The 22,441-nt window shown below is 34.9% G+C and carries 19 protein-coding genes and 2 pseudogenes; 5 read left to right on the plus strand and 16 right to left on the minus strand.

Annotated features, from left to right (window positions below; all coding sequences use genetic code 11):
• Position 1 precedes the first annotated feature (1 nt).
• From murC to A9G23_RS07425, 13 genes are all read right to left on the minus strand, one after another.
• On the minus strand, positions 2 to 1,450 hold the full coding sequence (gene murC / locus A9G23_RS07365) for a UDP-N-acetylmuramate--L-alanine ligase (protein WP_065586974.1): 1,449 nt from the start codon (positions 1,448 to 1,450) through the stop codon (positions 2 to 4).
• A 172-nt stretch (positions 1,451 to 1,622) separates the two neighbouring features.
• Positions 1,623 to 2,675, minus strand: a complete 1,053-nt coding sequence (murG, locus tag A9G23_RS07370; protein WP_065586975.1) for an undecaprenyldiphospho-muramoylpentapeptide beta-N-acetylglucosaminyltransferase — start codon at positions 2,673 to 2,675, stop codon at positions 1,623 to 1,625.
• Positions 2,675 to 3,826, minus strand: a complete 1,152-nt coding sequence (gene ftsW, locus A9G23_RS07375; protein ID WP_081296986.1) for a cell division protein FtsW — start codon at positions 3,824 to 3,826, stop codon at positions 2,675 to 2,677. The genes murG and ftsW overlap by 1 nt, the downstream gene beginning before the upstream one ends.
• Complete coding sequence (gene murD / locus A9G23_RS07380; RefSeq protein WP_065586976.1) at positions 3,823 to 5,157, minus strand: UDP-N-acetylmuramoyl-L-alanine--D-glutamate ligase; 1,335 nt, start codon at positions 5,155 to 5,157, stop codon at positions 3,823 to 3,825. Before murD ends, ftsW begins: the two co-directional genes overlap by 4 nt.
• 24 nt (positions 5,158 to 5,181) lie before the next feature.
• Positions 5,182 to 6,264 carry a phospho-N-acetylmuramoyl-pentapeptide-transferase gene (gene mraY / locus A9G23_RS07385; RefSeq protein ID WP_065586977.1) on the minus strand — a complete coding sequence of 361 codons (1,083 nt, stop codon included), beginning with the start codon at positions 6,262 to 6,264 and terminating at the stop codon, positions 5,182 to 5,184.
• 4 nt (positions 6,265 to 6,268) lie between these two features.
• Positions 6,269 to 7,642, minus strand: coding sequence for a UDP-N-acetylmuramoyl-tripeptide--D-alanyl-D-alanine ligase (gene murF / locus A9G23_RS07390; protein ID WP_065586978.1), 1,374 nt, complete (start codon positions 7,640 to 7,642; stop codon positions 6,269 to 6,271).
• Positions 7,639 to 9,189, minus strand: coding sequence for a UDP-N-acetylmuramoyl-L-alanyl-D-glutamate--2,6-diaminopimelate ligase (gene murE / locus A9G23_RS07395; RefSeq protein WP_065586979.1), 1,551 nt, complete (start codon positions 9,187 to 9,189; stop codon positions 7,639 to 7,641). Before murE ends, murF begins: the two co-directional genes overlap by 4 nt.
• A 12-nt stretch (positions 9,190 to 9,201) precedes the next feature.
• Positions 9,202 to 10,980, minus strand: coding sequence for a peptidoglycan glycosyltransferase FtsI (gene ftsI, locus A9G23_RS07400; protein WP_065586980.1), 1,779 nt, complete (start codon positions 10,978 to 10,980; stop codon positions 9,202 to 9,204).
• The gene (gene ftsL / locus A9G23_RS07405) at positions 10,980 to 11,363 is read right to left on the minus strand and encodes a cell division protein FtsL (RefSeq protein ID WP_081296987.1); all 384 of its coding nucleotides are present in this window, start codon (positions 11,361 to 11,363) and stop codon (positions 10,980 to 10,982) included. The genes ftsI and ftsL overlap by 1 nt, the downstream gene beginning before the upstream one ends.
• Positions 11,356 to 12,291 carry a 16S rRNA (cytosine(1402)-N(4))-methyltransferase RsmH gene (rsmH, locus tag A9G23_RS07410; protein ID WP_065586981.1) on the minus strand — a complete coding sequence of 312 codons (936 nt, stop codon included), beginning with the start codon at positions 12,289 to 12,291 and terminating at the stop codon, positions 11,356 to 11,358. Before rsmH ends, ftsL begins: the two co-directional genes overlap by 8 nt.
• Before the next feature lie 19 nt (positions 12,292 to 12,310).
• Entirely contained in the window at positions 12,311 to 12,757 is a 447-nt protein-coding gene (mraZ, locus tag A9G23_RS07415; RefSeq protein ID WP_065586982.1) for a division/cell wall cluster transcriptional repressor MraZ, read from the minus strand.
• Positions 12,758 to 13,212: 455 nt separating this feature from the next.
• On the minus strand, positions 13,213 to 13,935 hold the full coding sequence (locus tag A9G23_RS07420; RefSeq protein WP_065586983.1) for an IS5 family transposase: 723 nt from the start codon (positions 13,933 to 13,935) through the stop codon (positions 13,213 to 13,215).
• Between the two features lie 115 nt (positions 13,936 to 14,050).
• The gene (locus A9G23_RS07425) at positions 14,051 to 14,872 is read right to left on the minus strand and encodes an AraC family transcriptional regulator (protein WP_065586984.1); all 822 of its coding nucleotides are present in this window, start codon (positions 14,870 to 14,872) and stop codon (positions 14,051 to 14,053) included.
• A gap of 236 nt (positions 14,873 to 15,108) precedes the next feature.
• Between A9G23_RS07425 and A9G23_RS07430 the strand changes: the two genes are divergently transcribed.
• Genes A9G23_RS07430 through A9G23_RS07440 form a run of 3 tightly spaced genes read left to right on the plus strand, consistent with a single transcriptional unit; the run spans position 15,109 to position 18,318 of the window.
• The gene (locus A9G23_RS07430) at positions 15,109 to 15,747 is read left to right on the plus strand and encodes a tRNA-dependent cyclodipeptide synthase (RefSeq protein WP_065586985.1); all 639 of its coding nucleotides are present in this window, start codon (positions 15,109 to 15,111) and stop codon (positions 15,745 to 15,747) included.
• Between the two features lie 23 nt (positions 15,748 to 15,770).
• Positions 15,771 to 16,952, plus strand: coding sequence for a cytochrome P450 (locus tag A9G23_RS07435; RefSeq protein WP_065586986.1), 1,182 nt, complete (start codon positions 15,771 to 15,773; stop codon positions 16,950 to 16,952).
• A 1-nt stretch (position 16,953) separates the two neighbouring features.
• Positions 16,954 to 18,318: an MFS transporter gene (locus A9G23_RS07440; protein WP_065586987.1), complete on the plus strand. Its 1,365-nt coding sequence runs from the start codon at positions 16,954 to 16,956 to the stop codon at positions 18,316 to 18,318.
• An 862-nt stretch (positions 18,319 to 19,180) separates the two neighbouring features.
• Here the strand turns inward: A9G23_RS07440 and A9G23_RS07445 are convergent.
• Both A9G23_RS07445 and A9G23_RS07455 read right to left on the minus strand, forming a co-directional pair.
• Positions 19,181 to 20,324, minus strand: a pseudogene (locus A9G23_RS07445) (IS3 family transposase).
• Positions 20,320 to 20,454: pseudogene (locus A9G23_RS07455) on the minus strand (transposase); the annotation flags it as partial. The pseudogenes A9G23_RS07455 and A9G23_RS07445, both read right to left, overlap by 5 nt.
• Positions 20,455 to 20,576: 122 nt before the next feature.
• On the opposite strand from A9G23_RS07455, the gene A9G23_RS07460 reads away from it, so the two are divergent.
• A complete protein-coding gene (locus A9G23_RS07460) occupies positions 20,577 to 21,401 on the plus strand; it encodes an IS3 family transposase (RefSeq protein ID WP_081296988.1) in 825 nt (274 codons plus the stop codon).
• Positions 21,402 to 21,414: 13 nt separating this feature from the next.
• A complete protein-coding gene (locus tag A9G23_RS07465) occupies positions 21,415 to 21,630 on the plus strand; it encodes a hypothetical protein (protein WP_065586989.1) in 216 nt (71 codons plus the stop codon).
• A 99-nt stretch (positions 21,631 to 21,729) separates the two neighbouring features.
• Here A9G23_RS07465 and pgl read toward each other — a convergent pair whose 3' ends face one another.
• Complete coding sequence (pgl, locus tag A9G23_RS07470) at positions 21,730 to 22,428, minus strand: 6-phosphogluconolactonase (RefSeq protein WP_065586990.1); 699 nt, start codon at positions 22,426 to 22,428, stop codon at positions 21,730 to 21,732.
• Between the last annotated feature and the right edge of the window lie 13 nt (positions 22,429 to 22,441).

Below are 22,441 nucleotides of genomic sequence, written 5' to 3' on the forward strand. Positions count from 1 at the left end.
TTTATAAAACCTCTTTTGAAAATAATTGAGTTTTAGCTAATTGGTGCGCTATACGACCAACACTACCAGCACCTTGTGTTAATAATAAATCACCACCTTGTAATATTTCTTGCATAATTTCGGGTAACAAATCTAAATCAGAAACATAAATTGGATCAACTTTGCCTCGATTACGAATTGAACGACATAAAGATCGGCTATCAGCCCCAGCAATAGGCTGTTCACCCGCTGAATAGACATCCAACATGACAAGTGCATCAACTTGAGAAAGTACTTGTGCGAAATCATCAAATAAATCGCGAGTTCGTGTATATCGATGTGGTTGAAATAACATAACTAAGCGACGATCAGGCCAACCATTTCTAGCAGCTTGAATAGTGGCATTGACTTCACTTGGATGATGACCATAATCATCAACCATCATAATATCTCCACCATCAGCATGAGGAAAAACACCTAATAAATCAAAACGTCGACTAGTACCAGCAAATTTAGCTAATGCATTTATAATTGATTCATCATCAATACCCTCTTCGGTTGCAGCAATAATTGCAGCTGCTGAATTTAAAGCATTATGTTTACCTGGTGCATTTAACTCAATATTTAAATCTTGGCGATCTGGGCGGCACACCGTGTAATAACTAACCCCTCGTTCTTGACGATAATTTTTAATAACTACATCAGCTTCTTCACTAAACCCATAAGTAATGACTTTACGTCCAACAATCGGCAATAATTCACGATTAATGGTATCGTCATAACACATAATCGCTAAACCATAAAATGGAAGGTTACGTAAAAATGAAATAAATGTCTGTTTAAGATTATCAATACTACCTTGATAAGTATCCATATGGTCTGGTTCGATATTTGTTATAATAGAGACCATTGGCTGCAAATGAAGAAACGATGCATCACTTTCATCTGCTTCGGCAATAAAATAACGACTACTACCCAATTGTGCATGAGTTCCAGCTGCTTTAACCAAACCTCCATTGACAAAAGTTGGGTCAAGTTTTGCTTCGGCATAGATTGCAGTTACCATTGCGGTTGTAGTCGTTTTACCATGAGTGCCAGCAATAGCAATTCCATAGCGAAAACGCATTAATTCAGCAAGCATTTCAGCTCGTTGAATGACTGGTATACGCGCTTGCCGAGCAGCAATCACTTCAATGTTATCTTGTGAAATAGCCGAAGAAATAACAACAACACTAGAATTAATCACATTTTCAGCAGTATGGCCAATGACAATTTTTGCACCTAATGTTTCTAGATGTTGAGTAACCGCATTTTCAGCGATATCTGATCCACTAATTTCGTATCCTTCATTAGCTAAAACTTCAGCAATCCCTCCCATACCAGCACCACCAATACCCACAAAGTGAATATGTTTGACTCGTTTCATTTCAGGAATAATTGCTCTTAACTTCGCTAATTCCTTTGTATTCACTATCGAACTCCTAATTATCCTTTTGTCGTATAGTTGTATGTACTTCATATATCATCATTGAACATTTTTATCGTAGTTATTTTTATTCGTTCAAACAAATCATTGACTCAAACATACACCTAACCCGAAAGATTTTGACAAAATTATTACATAAATTCATATCATAAACTTATCATTTTATCACTGAATCAAGGGCTTTCGCCACTTTTTCTGTGGAATTTACAATAGATATTCCTTTAGCTTTAATTGCCATTTCAAGTAATTTGTCACGATTCAAATTGAATAATAACTTTGATAACGATTCAACATTAAAATCAGGTTGTTCTATAATATCAGCCGCCCCTATATCAGCTAATGCTTTTGCATTCCAAAATTGCTGACGATCTTTATGCATAAACGGAATAAAAATAGCGCCAATACCGACAATTTGAATTTCACTAACAGTTAATGCCCCGCTGCGACAAATTACAATATCTGCCCAACTGTATGCTCTAGCAACATCAGATATAAATTCAGTCACTTTATTATTTGTCATATCACAATCTTGATAAGATTGAATTACTGAATTTAACATTCCTTTACCCGTTTGATGCCATACCACATATTTATCCGACAATTGAGTTATCACTTGAGGCACAATGTCATTAAGAACTTTAGCGCCTTGGCTTCCTCCCATAACTAATACTCTAATTGGTCCATGACGATCTTTGAATCTTTCTTCAGGTTTTGCAACAGTTAAAAGATCATTACGCACAGGATTACCAACTACTTCAGCCTTAGGAAAAGCAGTAGGAAATGCTTGCAAAACTTTAGTAGCAATTTTAGCCAGCCACTTGTTAGTTAATCCTGCAATACCGTTTTGCTCATGTAATACAACTGGTATGCCAAGGGTTTTGGCTGCGATCCCTCCAGGACCCGAAACATATCCCCCCATACCTAAAACAACATCAGGACGATAGTTTTTTAAAATCTTTCGAGCTTGTAAAACTGCTTTTAGGATTTTATAAGGCGCTTTTAATAGTGCCATCATACCTTTTCCTCGTAGCCCTGATATTTCGATAAAATCAATATCAATACCATTTTCGGGGACGAGATGTGCCTCCATTCGATCGGCGGTGCCTAACCATCTTACTTGCCAACCTTGCTTCATTAAATAATGCGCAACAGCAATACCCGGAAAAACATGTCCTCCTGTTCCCCCTGCCATAACTAATAATTTTTTCATTACTTTAATAACCTTATTCTTGCTTGCGCTTGTTGTTGTCTAAATTCAAAATCTATTCTAAGTAATATGGCAACCGCAATACTCATCACGATAAGACTTGAACCACCATAACTAATAAATGGTAAGGTTAATCCTTTAGTCGGTAACATCCCTGATGTAACACCAACATTAACAAATGTTTGAAAACCAAACCATATACCAATTTCACAGGCCAAATAACCTGAAAACAATGAACCTTCATTCAAAGCCCGATAACCAATTGCAAGCGCCTTAAATGTCAAAAAGAAAAGTAATGACAATAAAGCAACCACTCCTATATATCCATACTCTTCAGAAATAATTGAAAAAATAAAATCAGTATGGCATTCAGGTAAATACCCCAATTTCAAGATAGAATTTCCCATACCTTGACCCGTAATTCCTCCACTACCAATTGCCATTAAAGATGCAACTAATTGATAACCTGAACCTGTTGCATCTTGCCAAGGATCAAGAAAGGTCAATAGCCGAGTTAATCGATAGGCTTCATATAAGATCAAGCAAATCACCGCACCAACCCCTGTTAGCAAAATAGCAATAAATTGCCACAATTGAGCACCAGCAATAAATAAGATACCAATAGTCACCATAAACAAAACAATAACTGTACCCAAATCGGGTTGCTTAAGTAATAAAATTGAAAGTACTGCCATGACAACCATTGGTTTAAAAAATCCCCAAAAACCACTTTGCACTTCTTCGGATTTACGAGATAAGTAACCCGCTAAAAATAAAAAGAGTGCTAATTTTGAAAGCTCTGCTGGTTGAAAATTAAATACACCTAAGGGTATCCAACGAGATGCGCCATTAATTGAAGATCCAATACCTAACACAACGATCAACATAATAATAGCAATAATTAGTAACACTGAACCAAACTGCTGCCAACGTTGCATCGGGATATACAACGTAATAAACATTAAAAATAGTGATAGTCCTAACTGAATAAGCTCTCGTTGTGTATAAAAGAAAGGATTACTTTCGCTAAATGACATCGATGCTGATGTGACCATTATCAGACCAAATATCATTAAACCAAGCACAGTCCAAAGTAATGAATTATCAAATGGTATATTTGGATTAACTTGTTTTTTTATCCAAAAAAATGTCATTGTTTACTCCTATGAACATATTCTTTGGCAAGTTTGGCAAATTGGTTTCCTCGATCAATATAATTTTTAAATTGATCGAGACTTGCACAAGCTGGGGAAAGTAAAACCACATCATTTGCTGCTACTTTTTGTGCAATAATTTGTATGGCATCCGCCATTGTTTCAGTCATTGTTGTGACAGCTGGTGCTAATTTAGCTAACAAATTACGATCACGACCAAAACAGAAAACTTCAAGATTGTTATTCAGTAAATAAGGAATTAAAGGCGAAAAATCCGCTGATTTTCCATCTCCTCCTAATAATAAATATAATTTTCCCTGACAAACAACACTTTTCAAGGCCGCTTCCGTGCTCCCCACATTAGTTGCTTTAGAATCATTAATCCATTTCACACCATTTTGCTCAAAAACTAATTCAAAACGATGTGGCAAACCTTGAAATGAAGCAATTGTAGCTAAGCTTGACTGTCGAGCAATATTTAATTTATCTGCTATAGCCAAAGCAGCTAAGGCATTAAGATAATTATGACAACCAACTAGCTTCATTACTTTGGTCGATAAAACAGGATTATTTTGAGCAATTAAATGTTCACATTGACTATCTAAATGATAATCACCCATTTTTAATCCAAATGAGACACAAGCATGGTGCTTAGATATTGGTGAAGTTAATTTATCATCATAGTTAGTGACACAATATTTTGCATTATGATAAATGCGTTGTTTAGCCTCGGTATACTGCATTAAACCAAGCGGATAGCGATCCATATGATCTTCTGAGATATTTAAAATTGTTGCAACTGTCGCTTGTAAACTGTAAGTTGTTTCTAGTTGAAAGCTTGATAATTCTAGCACATAGATATCGTAATCCTGCTTTAAAAGGGATAGTGCAGGTTCGCCTATATTCCCGCCAACACCGACTTTAATACCCGATGATTTAATGATATCACCGACGAGGGTTGTCACCGTTGTTTTACCATTAGCACCAGTGATAGCAACAATTTGCTTATTGGGTTGCGCAATTACTTCACGGCAAAAGAGCTCAATATCACCAATAATTTCAACCCCTTTTTTAGCTGCTTGTTGCAGTTCGGGCGTAGATAAAGCAATACCAGGGCTGGCAATGATTAAGTCTGCTTCAAGCAACCAATCAATATTTAATTCACCTAAATAGTAAGCAACACGTTTGTCTAATTGCTCAATCCCTGATGGAGATGAACGCGTATCAATAACTTTAGGTATAACATTTTGAGCAAGAAAATACTCAACACAAGAAAGCCCTGTGATGCCTAACCCAATAATAACAACATTTTTGCCCTGATAGCTAACCATGACTCCATCCTGATTTATTCTTAATTAACGCAACTTCAAGGTTAATAAACCAATCAATACTAACATTAAGGATATAATCCAAAACCGAACAATAACGCGAGGCTCAGGCCAACCTTTTAATTCATAATGATGATGAATTGGCGCCATTTTAAATATCCGTTTACCGCGTAATTTATATGAACCCACTTGTAAAATTACTGATAGTGTTTCAATAACAAATATTCCGCCCATTATCAGTAATAAAAATTCTTGTCTTAATAAGACTGCAATAATACCGAACACACCGCCCAAAGCTAACGACCCAACATCGCCCATAAAAACCATAGCTGGATATGTGTTAAACCATAAAAAGCCAAGTCCCGCACCAATAATTGCGGTGCAGACAATCATCAATTCACCACTAAATTTAATATAAGGGATATGCAAATAAGCAGCAAAATTAACATTACCTGTTGCCCAAGATACGAGAGCAAAACCAGCCGCAACAAAGACAGTTGGCATAATGGCAAGTCCATCAAGTCCATCGGTTAAATTCACAGCATTACCAGCACCAACAATCACAACGTAAGTAAGCAGAATAAATAATAACCCCAATTGTGGCATAACATCTTTAAAAAAGGGTAAAACGAGTACTGTTACTGCGCTATCTTTCCCATAAACATACAGACCAAAAGCAACAATTAATGCAATAACCGACTGCCAAAAATACTTCCATCTTGCAATAAGACCAGCACTATTTTTACGAATCACTTTTAAATAATCATCGGTAAATCCAATAATGCCATAACCAATTAACACAAATAAGGTGACCCAAACATAAGGATTATGAAGATCTGCCCATAAAAATACCGATAAGATAATGGATGCTAAAATAAGCACACCCCCCATAGTCGGCGTACCTTTTTTACTTAAATGTGATTCTGGTCCATTATGACGAACGACTTGACCAATCTGTAGTTTTTGCAGCCAGTCAATGACTTTTTGCCCCATAAATAATGAAATCGCTAACGAAGTTAATAAGCCTAAAATAGCTCTTACCGTTAAATAAGAGATAACATTAAAAAAGGTAAAATATTTAACTAAATATTCCGATATCCACAATAACATAATTTTAATCCTGACTCACTTTGAGTTGTCCAATTTGAATTTTTTTGATAAGTTCTTCCATTTTTGCACTACGCGAACCTTTAATTAACATTGTTAAAGTAGGATGTTGGCATAACAGTGTTAACAGATAATTCACCGCATCTTGTTTATTATTAAAATGGTGACCGACACCACTATATTGGCTAATAAATTGACTTAATTTGCCGACACTAACTACACAATCAATTTTTTCATCATGAGCAAGCTCACCTATTTGTCGATGATATTTTTCAGCCTCAGCCCCTAGCTCCCCCATATCCCCGACCACTAAAATTCGATATCCTTGCCCTTTTGCTAAAACTTTAACTGCCGCCGACATTGAACCAACATTAGCATTATAAGTATCATCCCAAATTAATTGGGTTTGATTTAATTTTATTGGAAATAGCCGACCTCTTACGGGTTTTAAAATAGCTAAACCTTGCTGAATTTGATTAAATGTTGCACCAACAGAGAGCGCTAGAGCTGATGCCGCAATAGCATTTGAAACATTATGTTGTCCAACTAGCGGTAATATAATTGCACATTCACCTTTTGGTGTATGTAATGTAAATGTCGTGTGTTGAGCATATTGAATATTAGTAGCATAAAAATCGGCTGACGAATTGGCTAACGAAAATGTCCAAAATGTTTTATTTGTTAGCTGAGTAAACCATTTATCAGAGTAACTATCTAAATTAATAATGGCCATACCGCCATTAGTTAGACCTTGAAAGATTTCACCTTTAGCTTTTGCCACACCTTCAAGCGAACCAAATCCTTCAATGTGTGCTTCAGCAATATTATTAATTAAAGTACTTTGCGGTTTAACAATATTCGTGGTATAGGCAATTTCACCAATATGATTAGCACCTAGTTCTATCACTGCAAATTGGTCTTGCTTAGTTAAGCGCAGTAGTGTTAATGGCACGCCAATGTCATTATTGAAATTACCTTGAGTATAAAGAGTGTGACCGCAATTTTGCAAAATGGCTGCAGTCATTTCTTTAACTGACGTTTTACCTGATGAGCCTGTAAGTGCCACAATCTTGGCTGTACTTTTTTGGCGCACAAAATTCGCAATTTCTCCTAAAGCTAAGCGAGTATCTTTGACAACAATCTGCGGTATTGCCTTATCAAGTTTATGATCGACAATCGCTGCTATAGCGCCGTCTTTAATAGAAAGCTCTGCAAAAGCATGCCCATCAAAATTATCGCCAACAAGTGCAATAAACAACGATTGTTTAACGATTTTTCGTGAATCAGTACAAATAGAATCAATCACAATACTTTCGTCTGGAATGTGATAAGTTTTACCATTCACTATTTTTTTTATTTGCTCAATATCTAATGGAATCATGATTGATTCTCTACTCCTAAAAGCCTTTTAACTGTTTCTTGATCTGAATAGTGATATTTAGTTTTACCCACTATTTGATAATCCTCATGTCCTTTACCTGCAATTAAAATTACATCATTAGGTTTAGCTTGTTTTAACGTTTGTGTAATGGCTTGCACCCTATCAGTAATTATGTATAGGTTGTCGGTATAATGTAAACCTTGTTGAATATCTTCAATAATTTTCATTTCATCTTCAGTACGTGGATTATCATTAGTCAAAACAATTTTATCGGCAAACTGTTCTGCTATTTCAGCCATTAAAGGTCTTTTGCCACTATCCCTATCACCACCACAACCAAAAATTACCCATAAAGTTCCTTTACAATGAATTCGACTTGCTTGTAATGCTTTTTGTAATGCATCAGGAGTATGGGCATAATCGACGATGACCGTTGGACTATTTTTAGTATGAAATACTTCCATTCTTCCACAAATAGGTTTCAAAAAAGAAGCCATATTAATTACCGCAAAAAATGGGAACTCCAATGTTAAAAGCGTAGCTATAGCTAATAATAGATTTGAAACATTAAATTCGCCTAACAATCGGCTATGAATAATGGCATTTCCCCAACTTGATTCCATATGAATTTGGGCTCCTTTATCGTGGTAATCAATCATAGAAACCCCAACATAAGGTATATTTAATGTTTTTAATCGGCGCAATGTCTTAGGTTGGCATGATACTGCTGTCACTTGAGGAAGTTTTTCAATCCAACGTTTACCATATTTGTCATCATAATTAATAATTGATTTACCGGCAGTTAAAACTTTTTTTTCTTTTTCATCAGGAGTAAATAAGGACCATTTTGCTTTTGCATATTTACTCATGGTTTTATGGTAATCAAGATGATCACGACTTAAATTGGTAAATACGGTAGCTACACAATTTAGTCCTTTCACCCGATCCATTGCAAGTCCGTGAGAAGAAATCTCCATGGACACAACTTTGACCTGTTTTTTTACAAAATCAGCTAATAATGTTTGCACATCTATTGCTGAAGCTGTCGTATTAGCTGATGGCTCAATTTGATTATAAATTCCGTTACCAATGGTACCTAAAATAGCCGTTTTGTCATTAAGTAATGTTGTACATTGAGCAATAAGCTGAGTAACTGTTGTTTTTCCATTAGTCCCTGTTACGCCAATAACCGATAAATTTTTCGATGGAAAATGATAAAAATCATTGGCAATTAATGATAAACGTTGCGAAAGTTGAAAAACACTGATTTGTGGGATTATAGGTTTATTATCTTTTTTAAGATAGTCAATTTTTAGATCATTTGATTTTCTCTTTGTTTCAATTAAGATAACAGCTGCGCCTGCTGAAATGGCTTGGGGAATAAATGTTCGTCCATCAACCGTATGACCTTTGATAGCAACGAACACATCGTTTTTTCCCACTTTACGACTATCAATACACAAATGATTAAGCGAAAAATTGTCTAATTTTAGATGACGACTTCCACCTAATAATTCAAATAATGTTTTAAATGAGCTTGTAGCCATCATTTCCACCTATTAATAAATAATCATTTGGCCATCAACTTGGCGATCTGGTTTTATATTCATCGTTCTAAGAACACCGCCCATAATTCGGCTAAAAACAGGTGCAGAAACCGACCCGCCATAATATTGACCTGCTTTTGGGTTATCAATCACAACGACAAGAGAATATTTTGGCTCTGTTGCAGGGGCAATACCTGCGGTATACGCTAAATATTGATTAACATACCGCCCACCAGATAACTTTTTCGCTGTTCCTGTTTTAACCCCCACACTGTAACCAGGAACCGAAGCTTTAGTACCTCCCCCAGTAACAGCCACCGCTTCCATTAATTGAACGACTGTTTTAGCTACTTTTTCAGCTACTACACGTTGACCTTTTACAGGCTCTGTGACTTTTAAAATTGATACCGGTCGATAAATTCCATAACTACCAATGGTCGCATAAGCTCTTGCTAGCTGTAATGGTGTAACACTTAACCCATACCCAAATGCAAATGTCGCTCGTTCAATATCAGCCCATTTTCTGGTTCTATCAGCTGCAATTGAGCCACTAACCTCACCACCTAAACCTAACCCCGTTGGTTGACCCAATCCAAAGCGGCTATAGAACTCTACAAGATCGCCCTGCTGCATTTGTAAAGCTAATTTACTTACACCAACATTACTTGATTTTTCCAAGATACCAGCCAAATTGAGTGCTTTTTGATATGACACATCCTTAATTTCATAGCGATTAACATAAAATGGTCTAGTGTCAATAATGGTATTTAAATTAGCTATTTTCTTTTCTAAAGCTGCCATTACCACTAAAGGTTTAACCGTAGAACCTGGCTCAAACGCATCAGTAACAGCTCTATTTCTCAATAAATTATAATCAATTGATGAACGATTATTAGGATTATAAGATGGACTGGTTGCCATCGCTAAAATCTCACCCGTATGTACATCAATTAATACCGCTGTTCCACTATCTGCTTTGTTAAATTCAACAGCTTGACTAAGTTCACTATATACTAGCGATTGTAAACGTGCATCTATACTTAATGTTAAATCCGATGCTGTTTCACTTTCTGTACGTTCTAATTCTTCAATTACGCGACCAATTCGGTCACGTCTTACTATTCTTTGCCCAGATTCACCAATTAGCCATTTATTGAAACTTTTTTCGATACCCTCAGAACCTTTTTCAGTACCATTTTCATCAATATCTGTTAAACCAATTAATTGAGCTATATTTTCAGCTGCTGGATAATAACGTTTAGATGTTTTCGCAAATGAAATTCCTGGTAATTTTAGTTTTTTTAAATAGTCAGAAATTGTTGGCGTTACTTGTTTAGATAAATAAACAAACCTCATTGACGAATTACCTAATTTTTGCTCTAGTGTTGACATTGGAATTTTCAGCGTTTGGGCTAACCCTTGCCACCTGATATCATCCGCTTTAATCCCCCCTTTTTGTACAACAATTTTAGGATCCGCCCAAACATCAAACATTGGCACACTTACTGCTAACGCACGCCCATTACGATCGGTGATCATTGCTCTTGGTGCATCCATTTCTTGGTGACGAAGTGAACGCTTATTACCTTCGGCAATGAGTTTATCCGGTTCAATAATTTGCAGCAATGTCATTCGAACAATAAGGCACATAATCGCCAAAATAATAAGACCATATACAATATAAAAACGATTTGGTGTAAAAAATTGTTTTTTACTATTCAACTTATTAGCTTTATTGGTTCTTGAAGCCTTTTTAGTTTTGCCTTTTTTATATTTAGTGACAGGTTTCATTATTTACTCTTTATCACAATAACTGTTTCATTTTGTGGGGTCACATAAGACATACCTAATTGACTCTTAGCTTTCTCTTCAACACGTTTTGGATCTGCAAGAACATTTTCTTCAATAACTAAATTCCGCCATTCACTTTCTAATACATCTTGTTCTAATAAAAGTTGCTCACGCTCAAATAACTGTTTACGAACCTGTTGCGTTGTTATTAATACAGCACCAGCAGAAATAATAATCATTACCAGTAATAACAATGAAATTTTTTGATGTCTGAATAAATCACCAATAATTAAACCAAATAAACTTTTACTTGGTCTTTTTTGAATATCTTTATCAATATAAGTTTTATCTCGAAAATTATCATTGTTTTGGTTGCTATTCATTTTTCCTTTCTGCTACCCTTAATATTGCGCTTCGAGAACGAGGGTTATTATTAATTTCAATAGTATTAGGCTTAATTTTGCCAAGCGATTTTAATTTAGCACCACCATATTCTTTAATTTGTTGCACAGTTAGTGGCAATCGAGCAGGTAAATCTGGACCTTTACTTTGTTTACTAATAAATTGCTTTACAATTCTATCTTCCAAAGAATGAAAGCTAATAACCGCTAATCTTCCTTGATTTGCAAGCAAGGATAAACTGCCAGTTAATGCTTGCTCAACTTCTTCCAATTCACTATTAATATAAATTCGAATAGCCTGAAAACTACGTGTAGCTGGATGCTTATTTTTATCTTTTCTTGGTGTTGCTTTTTCAATTAAATTAGCCAACTCCAAAGTACGGGTGATCGGCGAAACTTTATTTTGCTCCACGATCGCTCGAGCAATACGCTTGGCAAATTTCTCTTCACCAAATGTCTTTAAGACCCACGCGATATCGTCTTCATCACTGCTGAGTAACCATTCACTTGCTGTTAAACCTTTATGGTTATTCATACGCATATCAAGTGGTCCATCACGCATAAAAGAAAATCCCCTTTCGGGGTCATCAAGTTGTGGCGATGAAACACCAAGGTCTAACAAGATGCCATCAATCTTACCCATTAGTTCAAGTTTATCAATATATTGGTACATATTTGAAAACTCACCACGAATAAAAGCAAATCGAGGATCTGTTATCTGTAAGGCAACTTGCTCAGCACGCTCATCACGATCAATAGCAATCAACCGACCTTGTGCACCAAGTTGGTCAAGTATTAAACGAGAATGACCTCCCCGTCCAAAGGTACCATCAACATAAATACCATCTTTTTTTATATTTAATGCTTTTATAGCTTCGTTTAATAAAACAGTTGTATGTTGATAATCCATCAATCTTTTACTCTTATAATTAAATAGTTAAACTTTTCAAATTATCTGATAAGTTTTCAATATCGGTTGGTAATGCAGCAATATCATCGTTAATTTGTTGATACCAAATCGCCTCATCCCAAATTTCAAATTTATTAGATTGACCAACAAACATTGTATTTTTTTCTAATTTTGCATAAGTACGTAACGAAGGTGGCAATAAAATTCGACCTGAACTGTCCATCAAACACTCAGTTGCATAACCCAATAACAATCGCTTAATTCTACGTTCAGCTTCTACAATCGTTGATAATGTTGCAAGCTGTTGTTCGATACATTTCCATTCAGACAGAGAATAAAGCGTCAAACAAGAATGGTATAAACCAATTGTGCAAACCATACCTTCAGACAAAGATTCACGGTAACGAGTAGGAATTGCTAACCGTCCTTTATTATCTAAATTGACCGAAATTGCACCACTAAACATGAAAGTACCATTATTTATAAATTTCTTGTTAATTTTTATTTAATATAAATTATCAAGTTAATTAAATAATCTATTTTTACCACTAACCCCCACTTTTTACCACAAATTCTCACAAAATAATAGGTTGTTGGTTAATTATTTATAAAAGATTGGTTTTCTTCCTCAAAATGAACAAATATCACAAAAAATCATAGACGGAAACATATTATAGTTAAAAAATTTAAAGGACAGTTTAAAACAACAATTGGTAAATTGTGCCTTAACCAATGCCTACCTTTTTATTGGCGAGTTAGCTAAACATTTTGGAGTAGGCGAAGCAACATTAGATGAGTGAATTAGCTAGTTTTTACGACACAAAAAATTATCTATATCAAAAAAATATTAGGGGCTGTTGATCTTTACTGTACATAAATTTCTCAACAATACATTGGCAGCCACATTAACATAAATGCCAGTTATACCATACTGGCATAATTCCTTTCTAATTTATCGTATCTAGTTGATATTGAACGATATTTATTGATTCTAGCAAAGGCATTCTCGACTAAATGACGATAGCGATAAAGGCACCTATCCATACTGCTTTTATCTATATCCTTACCATAATTACGTTTAGCAATCACCATTCGTCCGCCTTTTTGACGAACAAAGCACCGAAAAGGCTCGCTGTCATAACCTTTATCGGCTATTACTGTATTCACTTCATCGAGCTTTCCAACTAGGTTTTCTGCATAAGTGATATCATGTCGTTGTCCTTCAGAAAGCTCAAAACAAATAGGCAAACCACCACTATCAACCGCAAGATGAATTTTAGTTGAATGACCACCACAGCTCTGATCTATTTGCTCGGAATGCTCCGTTGCAGCACCTGTACTATGTTGATGAGCCCTGATAATCGAGCCATCTAGGAACACCCATTCAAAATCCGCTAGTTGTGATAAATGTTTGAAAATATCAACTAATATTCCTTTTTTAGACCACAAATTAAATCGTCTATAGACGGTGCTCCATTCACCAAACTCTTCTGGCAAATCTCGCCAAGGAATACCGGTTCTCATTCGGAAAAGGAGCCCTTCAAACGTCATCCGATGCTCGGATTTATTATAAACTCGGCCGGTATTTTTCATTATTTGTAGTAGCTTTTCCCACCGTTTATCTGTTAGCATTGTTCTTGGCATGATGAATCGAGTTAGGGTTGTTTTTTGCAGAATTATTATAACTCACATCATGCCGTCTAAAAAATAATCACGAAAGATCAACACGCCCTAATTTATCATTAATATAATTATCATTTTAAATGATAGTGTCATTAAAGTTTCTCCATGGGTGGTTATTTCTCATCGCTTTTTGATAATTACTTGGAGTTACCCCGAAATTTCGACGGAAAATAGCAATAAAACCACTAATATTATCATAACCTAAATTTAAAGAAATTTCTGTGATAGGTCTGCCCGCAACAAGCAACTCTAAAGCTTTTAACATACGTAGTTTCTGTCGCCATTCTGTGAAATTAAATCCAGTTTCATTTGTAAATCGACGAGTTAATGAGCGTCGAGAAATCCCAGCCCAAACGCTCCATTCATTAATGTTTCTATCGTCACTAGGATTATTAGACAAAGCTAAAGCAATTTTTAACAAACGAATATCTTTTGGCATTGGGAGTGCTATCTCAACTTGAGGGATTATACTAATCTCGTCGACAATCACTGCCATCAATCGCTTATGCTCGGGTTGCAATTCTGAATTATTCCATGTCATGGTTCGGGTAATTGCTTCACGCAATAGACTAGATAATTCTAGCATGCAGGGTTTATTCGGCAGATTATTACATTCGCTTTTTTGTATATAGATACTCCATCCGTGGAATGGCCCATGTGATCCGAGAAGAGAATGCTGTGTATCTGGAGGTATCCATATACCATGAGTTGCGGGTATTACCCATTGACTACTTTCCACTTCAATTGAAATTAAACCTTGTAATGTACCAGCTAGTTGTCCTCTCGAGTGATGATGAAGTTCTGTTACTTTCACTGATGGGGATTTGAGTGATGCCGATATAATCATAGGTTCGTTATCAGAAGAAGCGACCTCTGGAGAAATGAGTGAAATATTCATTTATATGGCCTCTAAGTAATATTTTGTGGCTGGAATTAGTTAGTAATTTTTTGTTTTACTAACTATCCTAAATTAGCCCAACTTAATTCAAATAAAATAAATATAACTATATATATTAAAAATAAATTAGCAATAAATCATGAATGATTTAAAAAAAATATTATTTAATATAATTGATTGAAATAATTAATGTTATATATATTTTTATTAGCTAGCTGTCTAGAAAGAGGTATAAAATGAAAGGAAAACATGTTTTATTTGGCATAAGCCCTTTTAATTCCAAATTTAATGAAAATTACATTAAAAATATGTTGGAGTGGGGGTTTGATAATTATGATCATGTAGATGTTTTACATCCACATGAAGAGGCTAAGTATCTTTTAATAGGAGCTGGAGATAATGAGGTAAAAGCACGTAAAAAATCACGAAAAGAATTTTATCGAATTGAAAGAGCTATTAATAATTATTTATCAATGTTTGGTCATGATTTTTTTGCAAAAAGAATATTAAAATTTTCCGATTTTTATGCTGACGAATTGTATAAAAAAAATGTAGAGATAATAAAAGAAGATTTTAAAAATAATGAGAATTTTCACTCATTATGTATAACTCAGTCATATAAAGCTATTTTGAATAGAAAAAACGCCATCAGTAAAACATCTGAAATAAAAGAACAGGATATTATTATTGCTACAGAATATATAATAAGAGAAATTCCTTTTATTATTTCCCCTTCTTTATTGTCATCTTCACTAACTAGTCTGCATATATCTTATTACTGTTCATGGCCAATAGCTGATTATGTTTATGCTGGAAAGTTAAGTATCAGCCCTAGTTCAGATACAAAAATTATTGTTAAAGATCATTCAATTTAATTATTAAGTAATATGGAGGTAATATGTTGACTATGAACAATCATTTTCCAGGAGTGTTGTCTGATGAATATGGACAAGATCCATACAAATATATTGATTTATTGGATAAAACGGAGAACGTTATTTATGACAAAACTTTAAATGCGCATTTAGCTATTAGTTATGATGCTGTTCGTAGCATACTTGGAAATTCAGTATTATTTTCAACAAAACCTTTATCTAAAAGAGCTGAGCCAGTAATGAGGGGAAAAGTTCTGGCTCAGATGGAAGGTAATGAACATAAAATAAAAAAGAGCATGCTCTTACATCAGCTTACCGGTCGTGTGTTGAAAGATTATTATCACCCCAAACTGACAAATCTATGTGATTCATTGTTAACAGAAATTATAACTAAGAACAAATTTGATTTTATTTCTGATTTTGGTAATAAATATGCTTTATTAACAACATTCAATATCATTGGTATTGATTATAATAAATTAGACTGGTATCTAGAAAGATTAAAACTCATAGTTCAATTTGCGACTGGGTTTAATCTTTCAAAAGAGACTGAAGATATCGCACTATTTGCATCTGAAGAATTGGAAAAAGTGATATTGGATTTAATCGATGAACGTAAAAAGTGTGCTGGAGATGATATTATTTCTTTTATTATTCATAATAGTAATGAAAGTGAAATATTAAGTGATAGTGAGATAGTCGCACTTTCATTAAACATTTTACTTGCAGCTTCAGAACCAGTTGATAAAGTTTTAGCAAATTGTATCTATCACCTTTATAGAAATGAATCTTATATTGATCTAGTTATCTCCAATGATTGCAGCACTAATAGTATCTTGCAGGAAAGCTTACGAATTACACCACCTGTTCATTTAATTCCACGCCAAGTCGAGGATGATAGTTGTGTTGAAGGTGTTAACTTAAAAAAAGGAGATTTAATATTTTCCTTAATACCATCAGCAAATAGAGATGAAAAATATTTTGAACACCCAAACACATTCAATCCACGAAGAGAATTTAAGGGACATCTTTCATATGGAGTGGGAATTCATGCTTGTATTGGTGCTCAATTTGCAAATATGCAATTAAATATCGCCCTTCAAAAATTAGTTTTAATACTTAAAAATTATAAAGAAATTACACCGCCAACGTTCGGTGGAATATATACGCGAGGCGCAACTCAATATAATCTGGAAAGAGTTTAATATGAAGCAATCGATTGACCTGACAACCTCAGAAAGAAAGTTAGTGTTTGCTATGACACTATCTAGTATATTGCCATTATTAGATAGCAGTATTGTTAATGTTATTTTACCCTCAATTTCGAATGACATTAATACCTCTTATGCTTATATGCAATGGGCTGTTACCATATATATGCTTGCTTGCGCAGCTGGCATATTACTATCACCTTATGTACATGAAAATTTTGGACTCAAGAAAGCATGGGTATGCTCAATTTTTGTCTTTCTTGTTGGTTCTATATTAGTTGGATTTTCATATAATCTGGTTTCTTTAATCTTGTATAGATGTCTACAAGGTTTTGGTGCAGGAATTTTAATTCCTATTACTCAATCTACAATAGCAACTTATTTTGGTAAGGAAAGACTAAAGCCGGTTATGGCATTGATTGCTATTCCGTCAGTCTTTGCCCCTGCACTAGGGCCAATTTTTGGAGCAATCATATCAGAACAGTTAAATTGGAGAATAGCTTTTTTTATCAACATACCTTTAGTACTTATGGCTTTTTTATTTGGTAGAACGACAATGCCTGATAATAAAACGTCTAAATACAATATGAATATTTATGTATTAATGACATTTTTAATTGCTTTAATAATATTTTTCATCTCTATTAAAAATATCACTTCTGGGCATTTTTTTGATATTTTTAATATTATTATGCTAGTTTTAGGTATTGGTTTGATGCTGGTTTCGCTTATTATTAATAACAAGTCAGACAGTAAACTGATCGATTTAAGTTCATTTAGTTGTATTCAATATTCGTTCGCAATAATTATGGGATTTCTGACGTCACTTATCTTTTTTGGTTTCATGATTTTTTTTCCTTTAATACAAGCAATAAATGATAATATATCTATTACATATATTGGTATGTTGCTAGCTCTACAAGGTGTAGGTGCCTGGTTGGCTAGAAAATTTATTTATAAATCTCTAAGTGAGATAAATTCATTTCTAATTATTGGTGTAGGATTAATAATATCAGCAATAAGTATATTAATAATTCAAGTAGGTGGCAACGCCTTTGAAATTATCGGTTTTACTGTTCGAGGTTCCGGATTAGGCGTCGCCACGATTGCTGTTCTCTCTTCTCCATTTGAGTTCTGTGATAAAAATCAAATTAAGGACACGAGCGCTATCACGCGTGTTACACAGCAAATTGGTGGTGCATTTGGAGGCGTACTATCAGGAATATTAATCAACCTCACTCAACATCAAATAATTTCAATAAACTGCGCTTATCAGGCAATGTTTTTTGTGTCTCTGGCTTTTGGTTTTCTAGCGGTTATTGTCTATATTTTCTTTGGCCGAGTGAATACAAGGATTTAGCATACAAAAAAACGGAACATGTGAGTTCCGTTTTTTTCGCTTATTCAACGATACTGCTAAGCCACTTATTCAGTATTGAACAATTGAATAAACTATAAAGAGTCTCAACCGCTGACGCAGGTTTCAACTTGAATAAGGTATTTTTTCTGTTTAAACTAATTTTCTAAACCACTTACACAGTGTAACGGTATACTTTTCTTGCAGATATTCTTAGCGGTATGAAAAAGCATCAACTAATAAGATTATCCCGTGACAAGACAACTAAGTAGTAAATTTAAAAGAGAATGTGCAGAATTAGTTCTGAATTCTATATTTTTGGCAGGAATACCTTGTAGATATCTGCTCAGAACATCATGCACTAACATTCGGGTTACCAAATATTGGTGTTTATACTTGTCAAAGTATAATTTTGCCACTGCTCCAATTCCTGATGATTCAAAAATTGGACATAGTTGGTCAAAGCAAAATCGGGATTTATTTCCTCATTATAGGTAAACCAGATGTGTATTTCATTTTCTGCTATCTTCATAAAGCTTTCTACTTATTCTTTGGTTTCGTAAATACGGTTTAATTTGAAACTCCATTGACTGAACTAATCCAAGCTCATCTTTCAGGCAGCTTATTGAACTTTGATATCAAACTAGAGTTATCTGTACAGCAGGAAAGGCGCCTAGAATAGGGAAATGGCGATAAATAGTCACTTATCTAGAGGTATTTAGGTCTAAATATAAGCCCAAATGCCTCAAAAAAGCACGGTTAAAAATTTAGTTTGAGTGAAGCTTTACCGTACAAAGGTCTCAATAAAAATCAAAGTGGTTTATACATATGGTAATTTATCAGTACCTTGATCCTCGCCAAAATATTAGACAGTGCCCGCCTCTATCATTTTTTCGTTTTGGTAATATTGTTGTTCATATTGTTCAGGTGATACCCAGCCATTAGCTGAATGACGACGTATCCGATTATAATAGATTTCAATATATTCAAATAGTGCTTTATTAGCCAGTTTCCTCGTTTTGTAGTAACAGTCATGAATAATATGTGTTTTGAGTGTATGAAAAAACTCTCAACAACCGCATTATCAAAGCAGTTTCCTCTTCGACTCATGCTTTGCCTGAGTCCATATTGTAACAATAACTGCTTGAAATCAGCACTGCCATATTGGCTTCCTTGGTCACTATGAATGAGTACATTTTTAGGAAAGTGACGCCGAAATAAGGCTTGTTTTAATGTATTACACACTAAATGATGGTCTATGTAGCGACTCGTTTGCCTAGCAATCACTTTTCGTCCATATAAATCGATAATCACCGACAAATATAACCAACCTTCACCCGTTTTAATATAAGTAATATCGGTTACCCATGTCGTATTCGGCTTATCACGGTTAAATTTCCTATCTAACGTATTGGGCGCAATATTGAGATGAGCCTAGTTTGTTTTATACTTGAATTTACGTGCTGCTTTACTCTGTAATCCCAATTGTTGCAAAACACGGCTAATTGTCCTTTCTGAAACTTGATAGTCCGCTTGCCTTGCATCATAAAGCAGGCTTGGCGCACCCAAACGGGCATTATGTTGCCAATTTTTAATATACTCGCTGAGTTTGGCTGATTTGTTTGCTCTTTTTAACCAAGCATCATAACCCGATGAACTGACACCAAGTAATGAGCATATCTTAGTAACGGGATAGCAGGTTAAATGATTTTTCATATAAGCGTACTTCACCGACTTGGATTATTGATGAAGTACACATGCGCCTTTTTTAGTATATCATTGGCCATTTTCAGTTCTTTAATCTCTTTTTCTAACGCCATAATCCGCTGTTGCTCAGCCGTTAACTCTCGACGGCTGGTTTTATTCGGGGAAAGTTGCCTAATCCATTTATCTAGGGTTGATTTACCCACACCTAGATGGTTGGAAAGTTCGCTAATAGAAAGGTGTGCATGAGATAATGCATAATCAACTGGTTGTTGTTTGAATTCGATACTAAATTTTTTAACCATGATATTTATCTCGCCATTTATAGAAAGTTGAATTTCCCATGCCATATTTACGGCAAAGTTCCTTGACAGGGATACCGGCCTCAGCTTCTTTTAAAATAGATACAATCTGATGTTCAGTCATTTTTTTCATGGTTAAATCCTCAGTGGATTAATAAAGAGAATTTTCTACTCTTTTGCTGTACTATTTTAAGGGGTAGTTACAGAACTGAGCTTAAAATCCCAGCTTCAGGAAGAAATCATAAAAAAGCTTTAGTGCCCACAAAGGCACGTAAAACGTGGGCACAGCAACTACAACAAAATCATTCTGTTACTATTGCTATGAGTTGTGCCATTGTTGGCTTAAGCCGTTGTGCTTACTATTATCAACCTAAATTACTGGATGATTCGGTGATAATATCAGTATTAAGTACTATCACTGACAAGCATTTACGCTGGGGCTTTCCCAAATGTTTTAATCGCATCAGAAAGCTTGGCTATAAATGGAATCATAAGCGTGTTTATCGAGTGTATTGTGAGTTAAAACTTAATATTAGGGCTAAACGTGAAAAACGTATCCCCCCACGAACACTAGAAAAGCTATTGGTTCCTAATAAACAAGGTGAATGCTGGTCAATGGATTTTATGAGTGACAGTAGTGGTAATCAACGTCGCTTTAGGACATTCAATGTCATCGATGACTTTAATCGTGAGGCGCTAGGCATTGATATTGCAGTAAGCTTACCGGTAGGGAGAATTACCCGTTATTTAGATAAACTGGCCGAATATCATGGGTATCCATTAAAAATACGAGTCGATAATGGGCCAGAATTTACAGGAAAAACCTTTATAAACTGGGCTAAATCACATGATATAGCCATTGATTATATCCAGCCCGGTAGTCCTTATCAAAATGGCTATATTGAACGATTTAATCGTACCTATCGCACAGAGGTATTAGATTTATATTTATTTAATAATCTGGAACAAGTAAGAAAGGTAACCGAAGAATGGCTAACCAGTTATAACACCGAAAGACCTCATGAAGCACTAAATAATATGACGCCGATTGAGTATAAAACACTAAAACAGGCAGCTTAATTTTCTACGTGAGTTGTGTACTGGGTTTGGGGTATTTACAAAACCACCCTATCAGATTACCCACTCGACTGAACAAAAGGCGATTTTAGATAATAGCCAAGAGTGGGGCGTGTTTGATGACGAAACGGGTGAACTTATCGACTATGGTCAATTTAAAAGACCCAAGAAAAAAGCCAGCCGAAAAACAAAAACAGCAAAACAAGCAGAAAAGCCCATAAAAGAGGATTAATTGGTAAGGTCAAAGCACTGCTGATCCAGTGCTTTGGAAGCAAAATTTATTGTAAAAATTCATTACCGACGCAAGTTGGCAAACAAAACGGAAGAAAATTTAAGATGCAGTCCAAAACCCTGTGACATTCACTTTGTCCTGCTGCAAAACAGCTCGAATAGGCATTTGATTAACATTATGATCTTTTTCGGCTTGTTCTAATACCTGCATTTTACTTTCACCAACTAAATGTAGATAGATATTTTTACTATTTAAAATAGTAGGTAACGTTAAAGTAATACGATCAAGTGGCGCTGTTAATGGTGTCATCCCGACAACTTTTCGACCTGATTTCATATCTAAACCGGCCGCTAAATTAGCTGCACCTGGAAATAATGAAGCGGTATGTCCATCTTCGCCCATACCTAAAACAATTACATCAAATGGCATCGGAATTTTATCTAACATCTTGTCAGTCATTTCGGCGCCATCAAATGGATTATCACAACTGTTTTTTAAACCGACAAAATTAGCCAATTTTGCATTGTTTTGTAATAGATGCGTCATCACTAACTTTTCGTTACTGGCATCATTAGTATCATCAACCCATCTATCATCCACCAACGTAATAAAAACTCGACTCCATTCTATATTTTGTTGACTCAGTGATACAAATAATGGAATAGGTGTTTTACCCCCCGAAACCGCAATAGAAGCATGTCCTTTTTGTACAATGGCCTGTTTTAATTCATTGACGATATGTGAGGTTAAATCTTCGATCAATAATTGACTATTTTGATATTTATTTAACGTAAACATAGTTATTTTTCCT

The sequence above is a fragment of the Gilliamella sp. App4-10 genome (assembly GCF_001690495.1).
GTDB classification, from domain to species: Bacteria; Pseudomonadota; Gammaproteobacteria; order Enterobacterales; family Orbaceae; genus Gilliamella; species Gilliamella apicola_G.